Source organism: Veillonella nakazawae, assembly GCF_013393365.1.
Classification (GTDB): domain Bacteria; phylum Bacillota; class Negativicutes; order Veillonellales; family Veillonellaceae; genus Veillonella; species Veillonella nakazawae.
In genome coordinates, this window is record NZ_AP022321.1 from 783445 (window position 1) to 804107 (window position 20663).

General features: G+C 39.2%; 20 protein-coding genes. 15 read left to right on the forward strand and 5 right to left on the reverse strand.

Annotated elements, in window-relative coordinates; genetic code table 11:
* Positions 1 to 241 precede the first annotated feature (241 nt).
* Both VEIT17_RS03435 and VEIT17_RS03440 read right to left on the reverse strand, forming a co-directional pair.
* Complete coding sequence (locus tag VEIT17_RS03435; protein ID WP_060924172.1) at positions 242 to 1549, reverse strand: APC family permease; 1308 nt, start codon at positions 1547 to 1549, stop codon at positions 242 to 244.
* Between the two features lie 15 nt (positions 1550 to 1564).
* A complete protein-coding gene (locus VEIT17_RS03440) occupies positions 1565 to 2305 on the reverse strand; it encodes a gamma-glutamyl-gamma-aminobutyrate hydrolase family protein (protein WP_129823136.1) in 741 nt (246 codons plus the stop codon).
* Between the two features lie 237 nt (positions 2306 to 2542).
* On the opposite strand from VEIT17_RS03440, the gene VEIT17_RS03445 reads away from it, so the two are divergent.
* Positions 2543 to 3580, forward strand: a complete 1038-nt coding sequence (locus VEIT17_RS03445) for an AEC family transporter (RefSeq protein ID WP_129823135.1) — start codon at positions 2543 to 2545, stop codon at positions 3578 to 3580.
* 121 nt (positions 3581 to 3701) lie between these two features.
* Positions 3702 to 5084 (forward strand): hypothetical protein, encoded by a 1383-nt coding sequence (locus tag VEIT17_RS03450; protein WP_178884771.1) that lies wholly within the window; start codon positions 3702 to 3704, stop codon positions 5082 to 5084.
* An 80-nt stretch (positions 5085 to 5164) separates the two neighbouring features.
* Here the strand turns inward: VEIT17_RS03450 and VEIT17_RS03455 are convergent, their stop codons facing one another.
* The 3 genes from VEIT17_RS03455 to VEIT17_RS03465 all read right to left on the reverse strand — a co-directional run bounded on the left by VEIT17_RS03455 (position 5165) and on the right by VEIT17_RS03465 (position 8805).
* On the reverse strand, positions 5165 to 6721 hold the full coding sequence (locus VEIT17_RS03455) for a putative polysaccharide biosynthesis protein (protein ID WP_005386176.1): 1557 nt from the start codon (positions 6719 to 6721) through the stop codon (positions 5165 to 5167).
* 3 nt (positions 6722 to 6724) lie between these two features.
* On the reverse strand, positions 6725 to 7654 hold the full coding sequence (gene fba / locus VEIT17_RS03460; protein WP_129823133.1) for a class II fructose-1,6-bisphosphate aldolase: 930 nt from the start codon (positions 7652 to 7654) through the stop codon (positions 6725 to 6727).
* A gap of 251 nt (positions 7655 to 7905) precedes the next feature.
* Entirely contained in the window at positions 7906 to 8805 is a 900-nt protein-coding gene (locus VEIT17_RS03465) for an RluA family pseudouridine synthase (protein WP_129823132.1), read from the reverse strand.
* A gap of 173 nt (positions 8806 to 8978) precedes the next feature.
* Between VEIT17_RS03465 and VEIT17_RS03470 the strand changes: the two genes are divergently transcribed.
* The 13 genes from VEIT17_RS03470 (at position 8979) to VEIT17_RS03530 (ending at position 20618) form a co-directional block, all read left to right on the forward strand.
* The gene (locus VEIT17_RS03470; RefSeq protein WP_129823131.1) at positions 8979 to 10583 is read left to right on the forward strand and encodes a WG repeat-containing protein; all 1605 of its coding nucleotides are present in this window, start codon (positions 8979 to 8981) and stop codon (positions 10581 to 10583) included.
* A 163-nt stretch (positions 10584 to 10746) separates the two neighbouring features.
* Entirely contained in the window at positions 10747 to 11463 is a 717-nt protein-coding gene (locus tag VEIT17_RS03475) for a hypothetical protein (RefSeq protein WP_060924179.1), read from the forward strand.
* Positions 11464 to 11784: 321 nt separating this feature from the next.
* Positions 11785 to 12279 carry a YajQ family cyclic di-GMP-binding protein gene (locus VEIT17_RS03480; protein WP_004696277.1) on the forward strand — a complete coding sequence of 165 codons (495 nt, stop codon included), beginning with the start codon at positions 11785 to 11787 and terminating at the stop codon, positions 12277 to 12279.
* Between the two features lie 71 nt (positions 12280 to 12350).
* Positions 12351 to 13469 (forward strand): cobalt-precorrin-5B (C(1))-methyltransferase CbiD, encoded by a 1119-nt coding sequence (gene cbiD / locus VEIT17_RS03485; RefSeq protein ID WP_060924180.1) that lies wholly within the window; start codon positions 12351 to 12353, stop codon positions 13467 to 13469.
* Entirely contained in the window at positions 13445 to 14071 is a 627-nt protein-coding gene (gene cbiE, locus VEIT17_RS03490; RefSeq protein WP_060924181.1) for a precorrin-6y C5,15-methyltransferase (decarboxylating) subunit CbiE, read from the forward strand. Before cbiD ends, cbiE begins: the two co-directional genes overlap by 25 nt.
* Positions 14068 to 14655 carry a precorrin-6Y C5,15-methyltransferase (decarboxylating) subunit CbiT gene (cbiT, locus tag VEIT17_RS03495; RefSeq protein ID WP_009351736.1) on the forward strand — a complete coding sequence of 196 codons (588 nt, stop codon included), beginning with the start codon at positions 14068 to 14070 and terminating at the stop codon, positions 14653 to 14655. Before cbiE ends, cbiT begins: the two co-directional genes overlap by 4 nt.
* Before the next feature lies 1 nt (position 14656).
* Positions 14657 to 15418, forward strand: coding sequence for a precorrin-4 C(11)-methyltransferase (cobM, locus tag VEIT17_RS03500; RefSeq protein ID WP_024064141.1), 762 nt, complete (start codon positions 14657 to 14659; stop codon positions 15416 to 15418).
* A 4-nt stretch (positions 15419 to 15422) separates the two neighbouring features.
* Positions 15423 to 16568, forward strand: a complete 1146-nt coding sequence (locus tag VEIT17_RS03505; RefSeq protein ID WP_129823130.1) for a cobalt-precorrin 5A hydrolase — start codon at positions 15423 to 15425, stop codon at positions 16566 to 16568.
* Between the two features lie 29 nt (positions 16569 to 16597).
* Positions 16598 to 17287: a precorrin-3B C(17)-methyltransferase gene (cobJ, locus tag VEIT17_RS03510; protein ID WP_004696265.1), complete on the forward strand. Its 690-nt coding sequence runs from the start codon at positions 16598 to 16600 to the stop codon at positions 17285 to 17287.
* Positions 17284 to 18072, forward strand: a complete 789-nt coding sequence (cobK, locus tag VEIT17_RS03515) for a precorrin-6A reductase (protein ID WP_129823128.1) — start codon at positions 17284 to 17286, stop codon at positions 18070 to 18072. The genes cobJ and cobK overlap by 4 nt, the downstream gene beginning before the upstream one ends.
* Complete coding sequence (locus VEIT17_RS03520; RefSeq protein ID WP_060924185.1) at positions 18059 to 18724, forward strand: precorrin-8X methylmutase; 666 nt, start codon at positions 18059 to 18061, stop codon at positions 18722 to 18724. The genes cobK and VEIT17_RS03520 overlap by 14 nt, the downstream gene beginning before the upstream one ends.
* 119 nt (positions 18725 to 18843) lie before the next feature.
* Entirely contained in the window at positions 18844 to 19839 is a 996-nt protein-coding gene (locus VEIT17_RS03525) for a FecCD family ABC transporter permease (protein ID WP_060924186.1), read from the forward strand.
* Entirely contained in the window at positions 19839 to 20618 is a 780-nt protein-coding gene (locus VEIT17_RS03530; protein ID WP_060924187.1) for an ABC transporter ATP-binding protein, read from the forward strand. The genes VEIT17_RS03525 and VEIT17_RS03530 overlap by 1 nt, the downstream gene beginning before the upstream one ends.
* Positions 20619 to 20663 lie beyond the last annotated feature (45 nt).

The window sequence follows — 20663 nt, forward strand, 5'->3', positions numbered from 1 at the left end:
ATTATATTTAGTCTAGAAATGTAAAAAACTACCAGTTAATTTCACGTTGTAGTAGATCGACCTCCTGTTATTGAAGATCGGTTTACAAAACAACATGACTAACTGGTAGTTTTAAATTTAATTAGAAATAATTATTTTTAACTGGTAGTATCTCAAAAAAGAGTATATATGGGATGCCTGAAATTATTTTTAACTGGTAGTATCTCTAAAATAGATATATGTAAGCGAACTAAAAGCTTTTCTACATTTCGTCATGGTCTTTAATGAGACCCGCTTTTTTCTTTTTCCAATAGGAGTAGTAGAATGGCAAGATTACAATACAGCCGCCTAGACCCCATAGTAATTGGTTAGTTTGAGCTTGGGCGAGCATCCATAGGGATGTGCCGATTGCAATAACTGGGATTAAATAGCCACCAGGGATTGTATAAGATCGAGCTTTGTCTGCCCATTTACGACGGAAGATAATAACTGCTAAACATGTTGGTAGGTATTGTGTAAAACGAGATACTGCACTGATGGCTGCTAGTGTAGTAAAGGAACCAGACCATGCAAGTAATACACTGGCAATGGCTGTAACGATAGCTGCAACATATGGTGCATTGTAACGATTACGTTTAGCTAGAGCACTTGGTAACATACCGTCTTCAGCCATAGAGGTAGCCACACGAGGTGCATAGTAAGCCTCCGCAAAGTTGATACCACCCATAGAAATTAGTGTTCCTACTAATACAACGTACATACCGATAGGACCTACAATTACGTTAAAAGCATCTTGGACTGGTGCTTTTGTATTAGCCAAGTCAGAGCCGAGTACACCGATAGATACGGCGAGTATTGCCATATATAGAACGGACACGAGAAGCATACACATGATAATAGCACGTGGTAAATTCTTTTTAGGATTTTTCATATCTTCTGCAGCAATGGCAATAACTTCAAATCCTGTATAGGCAAAGAATAGAAGAACTGCGGCTTGTGCAAATGAACCATCTACATAAGTATCTTGCGGGAAGACTGGCGTAAAGTTAGCTCCATTTATAAAGAAAATGCCAATTGCAATGAATAGGGCAAGAGGAACTAACTTAGAAATAGTGATTAAGTTGTTAACGAATTTTGATACGTTAACACCAAAGATATTTACAATGGTAAGACCTACAATCAAGATAAATGAAATAACATCTTTTGCAAAATCACCACTTAACGCCGGCACTGCAGCACCTAATGCGGTAGCAAAGCCAACGGCCATGGCCGCCCAAGCAATAACGGTTACAATCCATTTTAAAACGCCTACTTCAAAGGCCCAAAAGTCACCTAATGCATGTTTTGCATATAGGTAAGGTCCGCCATTACGTGTAAATAAGCTTGCCGCTTCAGCAAAGCAAAGGGCGATACATCCTGCAATTACGGCATCAAATAATAGGACGCCTAAACTAGCGGAACCAATGATAGAATATGCTTTGTTTGGTAGTAGGAAAATACCTGTCCCTACAATACCATTGATGCCTAGGAGTACAATACTCCAGAAGCCAAATTTTCCTGTTTCTTTCATACTAAAACCTTCCTACTATTTAGTTATATTTTCCCGGGCTGCTGTTACAAAGGCAGCAAATAAGCGTTTTGCATTCTCATCTGTTTCAGACATCATTTCTGGATGGAATTGACAAGCTACTAACCAAGGATAGGAGGAGTCTTCTAAACCTTCTACAGTACCATCCTTAGCTCTTGCTACTACTTGTAAACCTTTACCAACATGTTTTACTGTTTGATGATGGTGAGAATTTGTAATCCATGTGGAGCGACCAATTGCACTGGCTAGTTTTGATTCAAATTCAATATCTACTGTATGAGTGCCAAGAGAAGGTGTTTGGTTTTGTGAATGTTTTATCGTACAGTTTTCGTCATACTTTAAATCTTGGTATAGAGAACCACCACGATATACATTTAAAATTTGAATGCCTCGACAAATACAAAAGATAGGAATTTGTTTTTCTTCCGCTGCTTTTAATAATGCAAAATCGAATTGATCTCGTTCAGGGAATACATCGCCTAGACCTTGCAATGGTTCCTCACCGTAATTAAGTGGAGATACATCATGGCCGCCAGATAATAATAAGGCGTCAAGTTTTGCCACTGTTTCACGGGCTACGTCGAGATTTTTTGTAAATGGAATGATAATTGGAATGCCACCAGCCTCTTCGATAGAGCGTGGATAATCATGGTTTACATAAGAACGTAATAAATCTACGTAGGCACCGCCGTTATCTCGTAAGATATTGCCAGATACACCAATGAATGGTTTTGTCATAATATCACCTCATATGTGTAAAAATTTGTACAACTAGTATAATTTTAGTATATCAAATATTCGTGAATAAATAATACTACTATTGTAATTAATTATAAAACTTATACATCTTAAAATATGTTAACCTTGATACATCTTCTAAAATTCTTATTGGCTCTGAAGGGAAATTATATTCATATATGTTTTATTAAAAACATGATATGATAGATAACAAATAAACTGTACGGGAGGTTTACTATGGTTTTTCTTACATCCTTACAGAGCATCATACCTATTGTATTGCTGATCTCGCTAGGATATATATTAAAAGGGCGAGGGATGTTTCATCCCATATTTAGTGGTAATCTATCTAGATTTATCATGTCTGTTGCGTTACCAGCCGGTGTATTTGTATCTGTATTGCATCATCTACATACATCGGATTTATGGGACCTTCGATATGGGATGCTAGCCGTTACATTAACCTATGTAATTGCGTATATCGTTGCTTTTATCATGATGAAAGCGCTAAAAGTACCTCGAGGTAGGCGTGGTATTTTCATAAATATGGTGGTTAATGATAACTGCTTATTTATTGGATTGCCAGTGCAAATCGCCCTCTTTGGTCAAGATGCGCTACCATATTTCTTGTTATATTATATCGGTAACACTATTTCAGTATGGATGGTAGGGGTATTCCTTATAGAATTAGATCCACTGCCTAATGCCGAATTAGGTTTTGATAATAGTAAAACTGATGGTATAAGTAATAGCACAGTAGATACAGAAACAAAGCGTAAGAAGTTTAAATTTGATTTGAAGAAGTTATTACCTCCACCATTGTTAGGGTTCTTTGTAGCATTAATATTCTTATTCTTTGAAATTCCTTTAGCACCAATTTTACATACTACATTGAATTACTTAGGTGATATGGTAACCCCATTATCCTTGATTTATATTGGTATCGTACTTCATGATGCGGGGCTAAAAAGTATGAGTATTAATAAAGATTCCATTGGTGGTATTATCGGTCGTTTTGTAATTTCACCGATTATCATGTTCTGTGTCATTCTGGGCTTGCAATATGGAGCAGGTATCGTCCTAGAACCAATAGCAATCATTACCTTTGTTGTACAATCGGCGGGTCCCGTTATTGCAGTATTACCAATCGTAGCCAATGAATCCAAAGCTGATCTGCCATTTGCTACAGGACTTGTCATGATTAGTACTATATTATTTGTGGTAGCTATACCAATTATTATGGAAATCCTAACTATGATAGGTATAACAGCATAAACTAAAAGGTCTGACAATATAGTCAGACTTTTTTTCCTATATTTTCTATACGAGTGAAATTGATAAAATATAAACTAAGTGTTAAAATTATAAACAAATGTATGTGTTTAAGGAGAGAGATATGATGCTAAGACGTTTGTTATTGCTGAGTTGTATTGGGTTTATAGGGACTATAGGCGTATCTCAGGCCATTGATGTTAATATTCCTGGGGCTCGCCCAGATATTGGGAAAGAAGCGTATCAAGAATATCGTATTCAAGGAGAATTCGCTAAGAAGGTTGATGACTACCAAGAGTCTGAGGTTAGAAAATGGGCACAACATGAGCCAAATTATGATAATGAAAAATTAGATGATGATATTTATGTAGTACAAGAATTGACTAGAGCAATACATCATTCTAGGAGTGTATATATTATTACAGAGAATGGGGCTGATATTAAATTTACAGGCTCGAAAGAAAGTATAGTAGGTTGGTCTATTGATCCTAAACATATGTCTAAGTCTTCTATTAAGAGTGTGGGAGGAACTATTAACGCCGTATCTGATTTTAGATATGAAACAAGACAACAGCCTAAAGGTTCTAAATGGGAAGATACAAATATAGAGTATACTGATTTAAATAAATCTCTTTTACAGAATACTTTGAATGAGAGATTAGAAAAGCGAAAAGACTCAGTTCGATTTGTAGAAGGCGATGTATTTACGTATCCTGGACTTGAAAAAGCAACATGGGATGTAATAGGCTTTGATGGTCATTTGGTTGTGGGGACAATCAACTTTACATTACCTAAAACACCTACTATTTCTTATCATATTGGTCAATCTCTTAATAAAGATATTATAAAAAATTATATTAAAGATGATACTAAACGTTCTATCTCAGATACAATGGGACCTTTGGCTAACTTTGTCTTACCTTCTATTAAGCCAGCTAGTGATGTGTTAGCATATACTGATCCTGTTCATTTGGGAACTTATACATTTAGGGTATTAAAAAATAGTAAATTCAAGAAACATGAGGTTATAGGCCCAGCTGAATATGATGTTTATATGTCTGGACGTATTAAAGCTGTATTTGGTAAGCAACCATTTATAGAAGGTGCTAGTGTTGAAAAACAAAATATTTTATATAGTTACTTAAGAACTGTTGTTAAAAAATATGCCTTGAAAGGTCATAAGCGATTACAATATGCCACAGTTTGGAACAATGGTGTTCCAGCTTTATACTTTGAAGCTAACAAGGAAAATGCAACACTATTTGGCATGGTTTTGTATGATAATCAGTATGTTTATACGTATTATTTATACAAACCTGATGATGTTCACGTAAGTAACTATAAATTGAGAGACGTAATTCAATATGTAGATGCTAAACGTAGTAAAGTTTGGAATGATAAGGCTTTTGTGGGAATCGGCATTTCACCTGAAATGTTAGACGTATTACAAACAAGTCCTACTATTAGGGATATTGTGAAAGATAAAAAAGTACATAATGATAAGTAGTAATACTATAAAAAAGATAGCGTAAAGTAAGTGGCATAAAAAAGAGGTTTAACACGTAAGTGTTAAACCTCTTTAAGTTATTATCTAAAGAATCTACCAATGAGTGGCATGCTTGCGCCATCGTTTTTATTAAGTCCTTTTAGAAGAACCATGATGATGACGTAGAGCAATAGACCTTCGATACCTGTGAGTATGAAGTTAACCCACATTGGTAAAATATCTGTTAAGTAGTGGTAACTCATAAAGATGAGTATACCCATAACACCAGCACTGACCACATTTTTCCATAGAAGGGAAATATCGAGGAAGTAGCCTGTGTATTTTTTGATATAAATCAAGTTGAGTAACGCTGCAAAGCCAATATCAGCAACGGTTGCCCAAGCGGCACCGCCGATACCAAGCCATGGGATGGCCGTTAATGTCCAGTTCAGGATGACTTTGATTACTAACGCAATACCCATATTAATTACAGGAATACGCGGTTTGTTGAGGCCTTGTAAGATACCTGTTGTTACTTGGTGTACACCGAGGAAGAAGATAGAGAACGCAGTGATTTGTGTAGCTAATTCTGCCTTAGGTGCATTGTAAATCAAAGTAACTGTTGGAGCAGCAAGTACATACAATAGCACTGTAAATGGTACAGTAGCCATAAATGTCAATCTCATGGAGCCAGAGGTACGTTCATAAATACCTTGATGATCGCGTTTTGCAAAGGCATGAGAGATAGCTGGTACAATACTTGTTGCTAGGGCCGCTGTAATAATGGTAGCTAAGTTGATGAGCGGTACCGCCATACCTGTAAGATAACCGAACAATTCTGTTACTTCATTCATCGGGAAACCAGCATCTAAGAGTCGACGTGGTACGATGAGCAAATCGAGGTTAGCCGTCAGTGGCAACATGATACTTGCTAAGGAAATTGGAATAGACAATGTTAAGAGTCGTGACAAAATTTCTTTAGCTGATTCACGAGGACCATCGTAGCTTTCACCAGTACTACTTGCCTTAGGCAATTTATAGTAGTAGTACAAGAGCACTAGGAAGGCACCAAAGGCACCGACACCAGCACCTAAGCTAGCACCACCTGCAGCAGCTGGTAAACCGTAAGGCAATAAGATCGCTGCAGCACCGAGCATGACGATAACACGTAACAGTTGTTCTACGATTTGGCTGACCGCCGTTGGCGTCATCATTTCATAGCCTTGGATATATCCGCGGAAGCAGGAAATCCACGTTACAAAGAATACTGCCGGAGCGAGCGCGATGATAGAGTAGTAGGCACGGCTTTCAGCAATGAGGCCACTAGAGATTAGCCAATCTGCACCAAAGTACATGGCAAGACTGGCGATAAAGCCTGTAATGGTTAACATTGTAAAAGATATATTGAATACTCTCTTAGCACCACCAAAGTCGTGTAAGGCTAATCGTTCTGCCGTCAAAATAGAGATGGCAATCGGCACACCTGCGCTCGAAATTTGTAATAGTAACAAATAGATAGGAAAGGCCATCTGGTAGATACCGATACCTTCACCACCCAAGATGCGGGATAGAAGAATCCAGTTAATACTACCGATGGCTTTCACTACGAAACCGGCAATGGTTAAAATTAAGGTTCCTTTTAAAAATCCACTAGCCATTGATTATAGTTTGTTGGAAGAACCTAAAACATTTTTAATTTTGTGAGCTACCATGCCTTTAATAGCATCACGAGCAGGTCCTAAGTATTTACGAGGGTCAAATTCGGATGGATTTTGAGCCAAGTATTCACGTACGGATGCAGTCATAGCAAGACGAAGGTCTGTATCGATGTTGATTTTGCAAACTGCCATTTGAGCTGCTTTGCGAAGCATTTCTTCAGGTACGCCTTGTGCACCAGGAATGTTGCCACCGAATTCGTTACATTTAGCTACGAACTCAGGCAATACGGAGGATGCACCATGCAATACGATTGGGAAGTTAGGCAATAATTCGCCAACTTTTTTCAAACGATCAAAGTCAAGGTAAGGGTCGCCTTTGAATTTGTAAGCACCGTGGCTAGTACCAATAGCAATTGCTAAGGAGTCTACACCTGTAAGATGTACGAATTCAGCAGCTTGTTCTGGATCGGTGAAGCGTGCATCTGCATCGGATACATTTACATCATCTTCAACACCAGCTAAACGGCCCAATTCTGCTTCTACTACCACGCCATGAGCATGAGCATATTCAACAACTTGTTTAGTGATTTTTACGTTTTCATCGAAATCATGGTGAGATGCGTCAATCATAACGGATGTAAAACCACCATCGACACAGTCTTTACAGATTTCAAAGGAATCGCCGTGATCAAGGTGAAGAGCGATAGGTAGGTTGCTGTCTTCAAGAGCTGCTTCTACGAGTTTTACAAGGTAAATATGTTTAGCATATTTACGCGCACCTGCAGATACTTGCAAGATAAGAGGGGATTGTTCCTCTTTGGCAGCATCTACGATACCTTGTACGATTTCCATGTTGTTTACATTGAAAGCGCCAACAGCATAGCCGCTTTCATAGGCTTTTTTGAACATTTCTGTAGTAGTAACTAATGGCATGTTGTCCTCCTTGGCCATAGGCCTGTCATATCATGTTATTAATACTGTGACTGCTAGTATTTCTAGCGCATATGAGCTAGATAAAAAACTAGTGTTATTGCAATCATATATCAATTCAAGTTAAGTATATCAAGAAACACTATAAAGGGCCAATATTTTTTGTATAACTTATGCATAAAATTCGTCAAATTTTATAGCCCATGTGGGTTAATTTTTATGTATTAGTGTTTATTTAGTAAATATTGATTACCTTAGTAGGTCAGTAATGCCTTCATATCCGATGGTATTGGTGCCTGTAGTTCTAACCATTCATCTGTCATGGGATGGTAAAAGCTAACGCGTGATGCATGGAGTGCTTGGCGTCCAATATAATTTAAATGCCCACCATAAAGGTCGTCTCCAGCAAGTGGATATCCCAGTTGAGATAGATGGACACGAATTTGATGGGTTCGCCCTGTATGTAACAAACATTGAACATGAGTGAAGTAATGGTCTCCCATATTTTGACTAATGGCATTACTACCAAGAACCGTTATATCTGTGTGCGCTGGTTTACCTTCGCTCGTACAACAACGCTCGATAATACTGCCTGGTTTGCGTCCAATAGGCCACTGAATGCTTATAGAATTAGCAGGTAATTGACCTTCTACAATAGCATCGTAGTTTTTATGAAAATGAGTTCGCTTTTTATCAAACGCATGTTGTACTACAGATGTTTTTGCGATGATAACAATGCCAGAGGTATCCTTATCCAATCGATGAACCGGATGAAAATCATAATGCTGATTTGTCTCTTGATAGTAATGTAGAACACCATTTGCTAAGGTATGATCTCGTACCGTAGAGGTGGGATGCATGAGTACACCAGCCTCCTTGTTGATAACTAGAATATACTCATCTTCGTAGATAATATCCAGATTCATAGGGCTTACACTAAATTCTTGCTCTGGTGTCAATTTCATAACGAGATGATCACCACCATGTACTAGGGTGTTCCACGTAGCAGCATTGCCATTTACTGTTATGATACCGTCATTTCGCAATCGCCGTCTCATACGTTGTGAAATATGCTGTTGTTTTATAATATGATTCATAGACCGCGTATGTACGTCAGAATCTACAATCAAGTCGATTATGGTTGCTGTTTTCATAGATAATATTATATCAAATAAATAATGGATGAAGAATTTTTCATAATTCGTTGTTTTTCTGAAGGTCTATATAGTATAATTTATGTTAATAAATTTTATATATTTTTAATATATAGATTTGGTATAGATATGATTATTTTGTACCTAAATTTAATTTGTAAAAGGAGAGGTTTATGAATCTTAATAAGAAATCCTTATTAGTCGCTTGTGTGTTGGCGGCTATGTCTACAAGTGCTTTCGCAGCATCTACTACAACATCTACTACTAGTACAACAGTGATGAATCAAGATACACCAACATCTACTGGTACACGTGTGATTCGTGAGCAACATGCAACAGTAACATCCTCTACTTCAGTTTCAACTATGGAAAAATCTACAGCTAAATCAAGTGGTATATCCGTATCTGTTGGTGTTGGTCGTGTAGGGGACTATGTTGCTGTACCTATTATTTCTAATCAACATCAGCCTCCAGCAGCTCTTAAAACGATTCAAGCTGTAATTGACAATGATAACTTTATTAAGTTAGGACAATTAGCAACCGTAAAACAAAAAGGAAAATGGGGTGTAGTCGGTACAGACGGTAAAGTTTTGCTTGAACCACAGTATTTAGATATTGATCCATCATTATCTGCTGACGGTACATATTATGCATATACTAAAAAGACATTAGAACATATTAACATTGATGGTTCCGTGATTTCTAGTGGGGTTGATACCTATGGTGAGCATGATAAAGATATTTTAGCACGTCGTGAAATGGCAAAAAATTTATCTAATGGCGATGTTAAAATAAACTCTGTTTCTTATCCAAGTGATTCTTATACAGCAGTTTCTGTAAAAAATAAATGGGGATTTGTAGATGCTTCTAATAAAACTGTGATTGAGCCACAATTTAAGGAAGTGTATACAAAGTTTAGCGAAGATCGTGCCTTTGTTAAAAGTGCTAAAGGTAAAACTATAGCTATTGATGGGAGTGGCAATCCAATTTTTGAATCTCCTACAGATGATATTGATGAATTTAAGAATGGATTAGCTGAATATCGTCGTCATATTAGTAAGTTCAATTTAGGCGGATTCTTAAGCATGGCTGTTGGAATAGGTTTAAGCAGTCAAGGTGGAATTTATTATGGTGATGCTTGGAATCCGGTTTATGATGGTGTAAAACGAGGTTATTTGGACCGTAGTGGTAATATCATTATCGACAGTAAGAATGATGCTGTATGGCCTATGACGTCTTATGGTACACTTGTTAAAAATCAAGGTAAATTAGGATTTATGAATCGTAAAGGTGAGTATATTATTCAACCCGGTAATTATGATGCTGGTGAAATGGATACTATTAATGCCTTGTTAGTACTCATCAATAAAGATAATGGAAAAGCTGGTATTTTTAATTTAGAAACAGGAAAACAAGTTAATCCATTTGTTTATGATTCAATTAATTTTGTAAGTGCTACTCGGATGGTAGCTACAAAAGGTGAAAGTAAATACTTAATTGATATGCAATCCGGTAATATTGTATTTACAACAACTAAGGATATGACAATAGATGCATTTGGTGGGGCCTATGCTTGGATTCATAAAGGATCTAACGATTATCAACTAATTGATGATAGTGGTAAAGTTTTATTCCATGATAAGAATAAGTTGATTAGTAAAACTGTACCTTTTAGACATGGTTATGGCGCAGTGAAGTCGAATGGAAAATGGGGGGTAATGAACTCCAATGGTGAATGGGTTGTTCAACCAATGTATGATGCAGTTAATGTGTTATAAATCGTATTTGGTCAACGTTTTCTGTGTATAATCTATTGTGCTATTTGATACAAATTCATAACAAATATTATAACTAAAATAATTAGTTCATTAAAAATTCATGATATGATATACTGAGCCTATAATGTATAGTTATATGTTTTTATTTGTTTTGGGGGTATATATGAAATCTTCTAAAGCTCTTTTGAAACTTCTTGCTGTAGGCTGTATTAGTTTAGGCTGCTTAATGCCGACTGTTGTTCATGGAGAAAGTGTAGTAGAACAGCCTAAGACTGATAGTGCTCTTGTAAAAACAGAAATGCCATCTGGTGTTAATCGAATTCAACTTTTAAAAAGTGATGAAATGTCTACAAGTGTACGTACAAGCTCAATTGCTAATGGTCATGCTTATATTCCTAAGGATACTAAGATTGAATTAGAATTAATTACTCCAATTAGCTCTAGAAGAAGTAAAGAAGGCAATACATTTAGATTAAAAACACTCGAAAATCTTCTTATCAATGATGTTGTGGTAATACCAGTTAATCAAGAAGTATTAGGTACGATTACTAAATCTAGAAAAAATGGTATGTTTGGCCGTAAGGGACGATTAGAATTTAGCATTAATGAAATTAAGACTATTAATGGTGTATCTGTTCCTCTAGATGCTCAAATAAAAGGTAAAGGTCATTCTGACAATGGGGCAGTTGCGGTTGCTGCAGCTGTTAGCTTAGTAGGTGGTCTCTTCATGAAAGGGACTAATATTTACTATGAACCAGGTCAAAAATTTGTTGCTGTTGTAGCTGCTGATACAGATCTAAATACAACTGTTGAAGATTTGCCAAATGCAATGAATCCAAGTAAACCATCTGGTCAAAATATTGTGTTACCTACACGATAATCTGTAATTTTTATAATTACTATATTTATTAATAAATACCCAGTAGTGATATATGATATATGATATATATTGCTGCTGGGTATATTGTTTTATATTAGCTTATTAAGACTCTAAAGTATTATTTATTTTATCGTATTTTTATTGTACTAATAGTTATAATTAAAAATATCGATTTACCTAGAAAATAAGCATGTTTTAAGGTATAATTATAGAGATATATTCCGATTTGGTGTACATTTACACTTTCACTTGGAATATGAGGATGATGAAAGTAATGCTATGAACCCCATGCCCAACGGGTTCAGGTGTAGGAGGTATAAAATGGCTAAAGATTGTTCCTTTGACGTTGTGTCCGAAGTGGATATGCAGGAAGTAGATAATGCGGTAAACCAAGCGAAAAAAGAGATTGGTACGCGCTATGATTTCCGTGGTTCTAAAGCGGAAATTAGTCTTGAAGGTGACACTATCAAAATCATCGGTGATGATGAATATAAATTGAATGCCATTATCGATGTTTTAAAAGGCAAGATGGTTAAACGTAACGTAGCGATTAAAAATCTTGACTACGGCAAAGTTGAACCAGCTGCTGGTGCTACAGTTCGCCAAATCATTACTATTAAAAAAGGCATTACAAAAGAAAATGCTAAAGAAGTAGTAAAAGCAATTAAAAACATGAAAATCAAGGTACAAGCATCTATCCAAGAGGATCAAGTGCGCGTATCTGGTAAGGATAAAGATGATTTGCAAGCAGTAATCCAAATGTTAAAACAATTGGATATCCCTGTAGAATTGCAATTCGTTAACTTCCGTTCCTAATAACATATGTCGATAAGAAAGGGGTAGTTTGATTCATTGGAGTCGCTAACCCTATCGGTGTAGGAGGCCTTATGAAAGTAGAGGACATGAAGGGTGGCTATACCACAGGTTCATGTGCTACGGCAGGTATGAAAGCTGGTTTATTGGCCCTCTTAGATAAGAATATTGTGGACCAAGTGGTCATTGAAAATCCTCAAGGTCAGTATATTGAGGTACCTATCAAACAGGTAGAGGTCATATCCGATACAGAGGCTAAGGTGACCGTTATGAAAGACGGCGGTGACGATCCTGATGTAACCCATGGCAATGATGTGGAAACGACGGTGACTCTTGATGATACTGGTGAACTACGATTCCGAGCGGGCTTTGGCGTTGGGACGGTAACGAAACCGGGCCTTGCGATGCCGCCAGGAGAACCGGCTATCAATCCAGGGCCTAGGACGATGATGAACATCGTCTTTGAAGAGCATTGTGTACATGGCCAAGGTGTAACGGTAACGGTGAGCGTACCAAACGGTATGGTATTAGCCAAGAAAACCTTAAATCATACCCTGGGTATCGAAGGTGGTATTTCCATTATCGGTACTACGGGTATCGTTAAGCCTATGAGTGAAGAAGGGTTCAAGAACTCGTTGGTGCCTCAATTGAGAGTTATGAAGGCCAATGGTTGTGAAACGGCTGTTCTCGTGCCGGGCCGTATTGGTCAGGATCTTGCGGAACAAGTACTTGGTATACATAAGAACCAAATGGCAGAAACCAGTAACTTTATCGGTTTTATGCTGGAAAAGGCAGTACAAATTGGCTTCAAGCGTATTTTGATTATCGGTCATATTGGCAAGCTAATAAAACTTGCTAGTGGTAGTTTCCATACCCACAATCGCATGAGTGATGGTCGCATGGAAAGCATCGTGGCCTATGCTGCCTTAGAAGGGGCATCCCAAGCGGTGTGTGAAGAGTTGTTTAATTGCCAAACCACAGAGTCTACGTTCCCTATTTTAGAACGAGAAGGACTGACTGGTGTATATCAACGCGTTGTGGATCGTGCATCGTTACGTAGTGAGCGATACATTGCTAATGAAGCAGAGGTAGGTATCATTATTACCACCTTAAAGGGCGAGATTTTGGCAATGGATAAGCATGCTAAAGAGATAGGAGAGCTTGAACAATGGCACATACCTTGTATATCGTAGGCATTGGACCAGGTAATCCTGATTATGTGGTACCTAGAGGCCTTAATTTAATTAAACATGCCACCGTATTGGTAGGTAGTGAACGGTCTTTAGAGGACTTTCAAGAGCCTGGCCAAATTACATATCCTGTAACGGGTAAGCTTAGCTTACTGGCTGAGCAAATTGAGCGTGAGCTCAACGACCATGATGTTGTAGTTATGGTAAGCGGTGATACAGGCTACTACAGCTTGTTACCGTATTTGAAAAAGAAATTTACTGCTAACTCTATTGAGGTTGTGCCCGGCATTAGTTCTATGACCTTTGCCTTCGCACGACTTAATGAGGTGTGGCATGATGCAGATTTAATGAGCTTTCACGGTCGTCAACCGGCACCAGAGAAGCTCGTATATGAAGCAGGTAAAAAGATGGGATTCTTAACGGATCCTGAATATAATCCAGCGCATATTGCGCGTATTTTAATAGATGCAGGTTGGCCAAAAGAAACGAGAGCAGCAGCTCTAGAGCGCTTGAGCTATGATGATGAAAAAATCGTAGACTCCACGTTAGAGGTGTTAACTGAACTTGAAGGCTTTGGTCATTCTGTAATGGTGGTACTAGGATGAGACATTTTTTCGGAATTCCTGATGAGGAATTTATCCGCGGTGACGTGCCGATGACGAAATGCGAGATTCGCAAAGCCGTTATGAACGAGGCGCGCATCGAGGAAGATAGCATCGTTCTTGATGTAGGTGCTGGTACAGGCTCTATCTCTATTGAAGCAGCCTTGGCGGCTCCTAAAGGGCATGTATATGCGATTGAACGCTTTGATAAAGGCATCGACCTTATCAATGAAAACATGAAGAAATTCAATGTAAATAATATGACGGTTATCAAATCTAAAGCTCCAGAAGGCATGGAAGAATTGCCTGAGCTTGATGCGGTTATCATCGGCGGTAGTGCTGGTGGTATGACAGGCATCATGGATGAGGCGCAACGTCTTTTAAAAGTAGGCGGTCGTCTAGTGGTAACTGCAGTAACTATGGAAACTGGTTATACAATCTTAAAAGAGTTGAAAGGTCGTCCTTTCACCTATGAAGGTTACCAAATGTCTATCAGCCGTTACCGCAAGGCTGGTCCATATCATTTGTTAGACCCATTGAGTCCGATTTTCATTGTATCTGCAACGCGTATCGCAGAAGGAGAGTAATATGGTTGACGTACATATCGTAGGCGCAGGCCCTGGAGATCCTGAGTTAATCACTCGCAAAGGGTATCGTTTAGTGCAAGAGGCAGACGTTGTTATTTACGCTGGCTCCTTGGTAAACCCTGCCATTTTAGAGGCTTGTAAACCAAGCTGTGAAATTCATAACAGTGCTACCATGAACCTTGATGAGGTGTTGGCTGTTATGAAAGCTTCCGTTGAGGCTGGTAAAAGCGTAGTTCGCCTTCACACAGGTGACCCTGCTATTTACGGTGCGATTCAAGAGCAAATGGATGCATTGGCTGGCATGGGTATATCTTATGAAGTCGTGCCAGGTGTAAGCTCTTTCCTTGCTACAGCAGCGGCTTTGAAACAAGAATACACATTACCTAATGTGTCCCAAACAGTTATCATTACACGTATGGAAGGCCGTACACCGATGCCTCCAAAGGAAAAATTGCGCATGTTAGCAGCTCATGAAGCGACAATGTGTATTTTCCTTAGCGTTCAAATGTTAGATAAGGTTGTAGCTGAACTCATCGAGGGCGGTTATGACAAAACGACTCCAGTGGCGATAGTGGTAAAAGCGTCTTGGCCAGACCAACGCATTATCCGCGGCACATTGGAAACCATTGCGGACATCGTAGCGAAAGAAGGCGTATTGCGCCAAGCTATGATCGTAGTAAGCCATGTATTAGATAGTGAATACGAATTATCTAAGCTTTACGATAAAGGCTTTGCTCACATGTACCGCAGTGCTAAGGACTAGTAGGATGAAAGAACTAGAAACTGTTGCGCCTTTGACAGGAAGCAAGAAGAATAGAACAGCTATTCTTTCTGTGTCTGAACGAGGTGCAAAGCTAGGTCAACGCATTAAGTCTTTGGTGGCACCTCATGCAGATTGCTTTGAAAAAGAAAATCGTCCCTCTGGTGGAGAGGCCATTTATTTTGATTCTCTGAAAAATCATATTGGACAGATTTTCAAGGATTACGACCAAGTACTTTGTATTATGGCACTCGGTATCGTAGTGCGCATGATTGCACCGTATATTGAGCATAAATCCAAAGATCCTGCTGTAGTCGTAATGGACGAAGTAGGACACCATGTAATTAGCTTATTATCTGGTCATCTTGGGGGCGCCAACGAATGGACGCAGTCCATTTCGCTGGCCATCGATGCGGACCCAGTTATTACAACCGCTACGGATGTAAACGGATTGCCAGCGCCTGACGTGTTGGCGCGCCATGAGCATCTGTTGGTGGATGATTTTCAAACCTTAATCAATGTGAACTCTGCCATCGTAGGGGGAGAGCGTGTTGATTATTATATCGATGCTAGCTTAGCGAATGCAGAGCATTTAGAACAAGCTGCGAAAGCTCATATTGGTGAGCATGGTATGGTTCATATTGTTTCTCTAGAGGAACTTGCCTCCATTCCATGTAAAAATGAAAGCACTGAAGAAGGTTCTTCTCGCGTAGTTATTACAGACAAAGTAATTGCGGAGTATGGTCATCAATTGATTTTGCGCCCTCGTACCTATACGATGGGCATTGGCTGTCGTCGAGATACGCCAAAGGAATTGATCGTTGACGCCATACAACAGTCGCTAGCAGCACATAAGCTTTCACCAAAAAGCCTTGTAACGGCAGCATCGGTTATTGTTAAACAAGACGAAGTAGGCCTCTTAGAGGCTATGCAAATTATGGGGTGGCCTATCGTGTTCTATACACAGGACGAGATGGCACCACTCATTGAAGAAGAAAAATTAAAAGAATCTAATTTTGTAAAAGGAACTATAGGAGTAGGAAACGTATGCGAGACAACGGCATTACTAGCGGCCAAGAGCCGAACATTAATACAGCACAAAACAATTTATCCCAAAACAACGGTAGCCATTGCACAGGTAACATCAAAGTAATTGGCATTGGCCCTGGTGATGAAGAGTTTATGACGCCTCAAGCGCGCGAAGCTATCTTAGCTGCTGACCGCGTGGTAGGTTATTTGACATACCTCGACTTGATTAAAGACCTTATCGAAGGTAAAGAAACTGTAGGTACTGCGATGATGCAAGAAGTTGATCGTTGCCAACAAGCCGTTGATTTGGCTGTAGAAGGTCATCAAGTAGTTGTAGTATCCTCTGGTGACTCTGGCGTATACGGCATGGCAGGCCTCGTATTGGAACTTGCTAATAAAGTACCAGCAGAAAAACGTCCTTCCGTAGACATCGTACCTGGTCTTAGTGCTGTAAACGTAGCAGCATCTGTATTGGGTGCGCCTTTGATGCATGACTTTGCAGTCATTTCTTTGAGTGATTTGATGACTCCATGGGATCTTATTAAAAAACGTGCTGACCTTTGCGCACAAGGTGACATGGTTATCTCCTTGTACAACCCACGCAGTAAAAAACGCGTTACTCACTTAGATGAAGTTCGCGAAATCGTTCTTAAATACCGCGACCCTAAAACACCTGTTGGCATCGTGCAAAAAGCAGGTCGCCCAGGTCAACATATGGTAATCTCTGATCTTGAAAACTTTACTAACGAAGAAGTAGATATGCAAACACTTGTTATCATTGGTAACAGCCAAACCTATGTTGAAAACGGGCGCATGATTACACCTCGAGGCTACAAATTATGATTTGGGTTATTGCCGGTACTTTGGATGGTCGCACCTTAGCGGTAGAAATCCAAAAACGAACTGGTGAAGATGTGCTTGTAACGGTTGTTAGTCAATATGGTGCAGAGCTTGCTGCCCATAAAGGTATTACTGTACATACGGGCCGTCTTGACCAAGAGGCGATGCAAAACTTGATCAAAGAGCACAATGTACGACTCTTAATTGATGCAAGTCATCCGTATGCTGCTATTGTTACAGCTACGGCTCAAGATGCAGCAAAGGCCGAAGGTATACCTTTTGTTCGGTTTGAACGTAAAGAGGTGCCATTGCCTGAATATGATAAATTACATATCGTAGTAGATGAAGTAGAAGCAGCCAATTTAGCAGGCAAATTAGCGAAGGAAAATAACAATCATGTGTATTTGACTACTGGTAGTAAGACAATGCACATTTTTGCCAAATCTGAAGCTTTGCAGGATTGCGAAGTATGGACGCGTATTTTGCCAACCGCAGAGGTGTTACAAATGATGGAAGACCTCAATGTAAGTCCAAAGCGCATTGTTGCTGTACAAGGTCCATTTTCTTATGATATGAACCGCATCATGTTCCACGATACTAAGGCTAGCGTTGTAGTTATGAAAAACTCTGGCCTTGTAGGTGGTGCTGATACAAAATTACAAGCAGCCATGGATCTTGGCATCCATGTTATTGTTATCGATCGTCCACGTGTTAAGATTGAAAGCCACGTAGTATCATCGAATGATGAATTTTTCAAATTATGGGAGGACACTAATGGATTACGTTAAAAATCCTAAAGCTATTGAAGATAAAAGTATGCAAATCATTTACGACTATGTAAAAGATTTAGGTTTAACAGATGATGAAGTGCGCGTAGTATCCCGTACTGTACATGCTTCTGGTGACGTTGAATACGCACAACTCGTAAAAATGAGCCCTGATGCTGTTCAAAAAGGTATTGAAGCATTGGATAATGGTGCAGATATTTATACAGATGTAGAAATGGTTCGCACCGGTATTTCTAAGCCAGCTCTTAAAATTCGCGGTAATGAAGTGCACTGCTTAATTAAAGATGAAAATGTAGCTAAAATGGCTAAAGAATTAGGTGTAACTCGTTCCATCGCGGCTATGCGTACATTTGGCAAACAATTAGAAGGCCAAATCGTTGCTATCGGTAATGCGCCAACTGCATTGTACGAAGTATTGCGCCTTGCTCTTGAAGAAGGTATTAAACCAGCTCTTATCATCGGTATTCCTGTAGGCTTTGTTGGCGCTGCGGAATCTAAAGATTATTTGATGGAAGTATCCCCAGTTCCTTATATCACTGTAAAAGGTAACAAGGGTGGTAGCCCAATTGCAGCATCCGTATGTAATGCATTGCTTTACACAGACGTAAAACGCAACGATATGCTCTTCGTAGAAGGCAAAGAATCTAAATAATAGTTAACCCGAATCGTTGCTTATTGGGGGCGATTCGGGTTTTACTGTATCTATTATGAGGTTTATATGTATAATACGGGTGCTGATAGCACCATGTATTGGTGAAAGGAGAGGTTACTGTGGACTCTCTGAATGAACGAAAACTCTTTCGCATATCAGTTATTATTATCTTGGTTATTGCTGTCATAGCTAGCATGATTATCTCACTGATTTGGGGCTCCACACCGGTGTCACTATCGGAGATTTGGCACACATTGTGGGCTAGTGAGCTAACAGATACAGCATCGCAAATCATTTGGAATATTAGGTTGCCTCGTAATATTGTTGCTGCATTAGTTGGTGCTTGTTTAGCCGTATCGGGTGCCATTTTACAGGCGGTTATGAAGAACCCTTTAGCAGATCCTCAAATCGTTGGCGTTTCCTCCGGTGCTGGACTTGCCGGTGTTATTATATTTATTCTTTTCCCTGGCTATGATCATATTGTGCCTCTCGTCGCCTTTATAGGTGCTATGGTTGCGGCGTTGATGGTATATGCTCTTGCTTGGAAGAATGGTGTACGCCCAAGCCGTATCATCTTGGCTGGTGTTGCGGTGGCTGCTTTTTTAGGCTCTGGTATTTCTGCACTACTTGTATTCTATGGAGATCGTGTGCAAGGAGCCTTACTTTGGATGGTAGGGGGCTTGGCTGCACGCAGTTGGCCACAAGTAGAGGTTTTGTTCCCATACGCGTTAGTCGGTCTTATTTTTGCCTGTTTAGGTGCCAAACGTCTTACTATTTTAAGTTTAGGTGATGAAACAGCAAAGGGGCTAGGCCTTAAGGTAGAACAAACGCGGTTTATTATGACTGCTGTTGCGGCTCTATTAGCAGCAGGTGCCGTTAGTATTGCGGGCTTAATCGGTTTCGTAGGCCTCGTTATACCGCATATGTTACGACTTATCATCGGTAATGATTATGCGTATTTACTCCCCGGCTCTGCATTATTAGGGGCACTCGTCCTCGTTGTTAGTGATACGGTAGGGCGTGTTATGTGGAGTCCAATTGAGGTACCGGTTGGCATTATCATGGCATTCTTTGGGGCGCCATTCTTCTTATATCTATTGAGGAGGGATAACTAATGAATACGGCTATTGATGTAAATCAGTTATCCGTCACTCTCGGAGGTCGTCATATTTTACATGATATTAATGTATCTGTCCCTGTTGGTAAAATAACGACTTTAATCGGGCCTAATGGTTGTGGTAAAAGTACACTCTTACGGTCTATGATTGGATATATTCATAGTCCTCGTGAATGTGTGACTATTTTAGGTAAACCATTACAGTCGTATTCACAAAATGAATTGGCACGGCAAATGGCATTTTTGCCACAAGTACCGAATATGCCAAAGGATATGACTGTAGAAGAATTGGTATATTGTGGACGGTATCCATACCAAACGTGGTGGAAAAACACGGCTAAAGAAGATCGTGAAATTGTTGATTATGCATTAGACATTACAAAAACGAATCATTTGAGAGAACAATTAATCCCATCCTTATCTGGTGGTGAACGGCAACGCGTTTGGATTGCTATGGCGCTAGCACAGCAACCAAAATTATTAGTGTTAGACGAACCAACAACATACTTAGATATTAACCATCAACTAGAAATCATGGAATTGTTAAAACGATTAAACGATGAACAAGGGTTAACCGTATTGATGGTACTCCATGAATTGACGCAAGCCGTACAATATTCTCATTATATGGCTATTATAAAAGACGGTCATTTAGTGACAGCTGGAGACACGAAAGAAATCGTATCGGATGAACTATTTAGAGATGTATTTTCCGTAGATGTACAAATCGATACCTTTGATGATAAACAATATGTACGCGTAAAAGGTTTAGTTTAGTAGATAGCTAGACTAATAGTGAAAGAGGGCATTCCCGAAATGGGG

Bases quoted from the DNA above. Each gene is read 5' to 3' on its own strand.
- VEIT17_RS03435 (WP_060924172.1), bottom strand. From the start codon at position 1,549: ATGAAAGAAACAGGAAAATTTGGCTTCTGGAGTATTGTACTCCTAGGC.
- VEIT17_RS03440 (WP_129823136.1), bottom strand. From the start codon at position 2,305: ATGACAAAACCATTCATTGGTGTATCTGGCAATATCTTACGAGATAAC.
- VEIT17_RS03445 (WP_129823135.1), top strand. From the start codon at position 2,543: ATGGTTTTTCTTACATCCTTACAGAGCATCATACCTATTGTATTGCTG.
- VEIT17_RS03450 (WP_178884771.1), top strand. From the start codon at position 3,702: ATGATGCTAAGACGTTTGTTATTGCTGAGTTGTATTGGGTTTATAGGG.
- VEIT17_RS03455 (WP_005386176.1), bottom strand. From the start codon at position 6,721: ATGGCTAGTGGATTTTTAAAAGGAACCTTAATTTTAACCATTGCCGGT.
- fba (WP_129823133.1), bottom strand. From the start codon at position 7,654: ATGCCATTAGTTACTACTACAGAAATGTTCAAAAAAGCCTATGAAAGC.
- VEIT17_RS03465 (WP_129823132.1), bottom strand. From the start codon at position 8,805: ATGAAAACAGCAACCATAATCGACTTGATTGTAGATTCTGACGTACAT.
- VEIT17_RS03470 (WP_129823131.1), top strand. From the start codon at position 8,979: ATGAATCTTAATAAGAAATCCTTATTAGTCGCTTGTGTGTTGGCGGCT.
- VEIT17_RS03475 (WP_060924179.1), top strand. From the start codon at position 10,747: ATGAAATCTTCTAAAGCTCTTTTGAAACTTCTTGCTGTAGGCTGTATT.
- VEIT17_RS03480 (WP_004696277.1), top strand. From the start codon at position 11,785: ATGGCTAAAGATTGTTCCTTTGACGTTGTGTCCGAAGTGGATATGCAG.
- cbiD (WP_060924180.1), top strand. From the start codon at position 12,351: ATGAAAGTAGAGGACATGAAGGGTGGCTATACCACAGGTTCATGTGCT.
- cbiE (WP_060924181.1), top strand. From the start codon at position 13,445: ATGGCACATACCTTGTATATCGTAGGCATTGGACCAGGTAATCCTGAT.
- cbiT (WP_009351736.1), top strand. From the start codon at position 14,068: ATGAGACATTTTTTCGGAATTCCTGATGAGGAATTTATCCGCGGTGAC.
- cobM (WP_024064141.1), top strand. From the start codon at position 14,657: ATGGTTGACGTACATATCGTAGGCGCAGGCCCTGGAGATCCTGAGTTA.
- VEIT17_RS03505 (WP_129823130.1), top strand. From the start codon at position 15,423: ATGAAAGAACTAGAAACTGTTGCGCCTTTGACAGGAAGCAAGAAGAAT.
- cobJ (WP_004696265.1), top strand. From the start codon at position 16,598: ATGACGCCTCAAGCGCGCGAAGCTATCTTAGCTGCTGACCGCGTGGTA.
- cobK (WP_129823128.1), top strand. From the start codon at position 17,284: ATGATTTGGGTTATTGCCGGTACTTTGGATGGTCGCACCTTAGCGGTA.
- VEIT17_RS03520 (WP_060924185.1), top strand. From the start codon at position 18,059: ATGGATTACGTTAAAAATCCTAAAGCTATTGAAGATAAAAGTATGCAA.
- VEIT17_RS03530 (WP_060924187.1), top strand. From the start codon at position 19,839: ATGAATACGGCTATTGATGTAAATCAGTTATCCGTCACTCTCGGAGGT.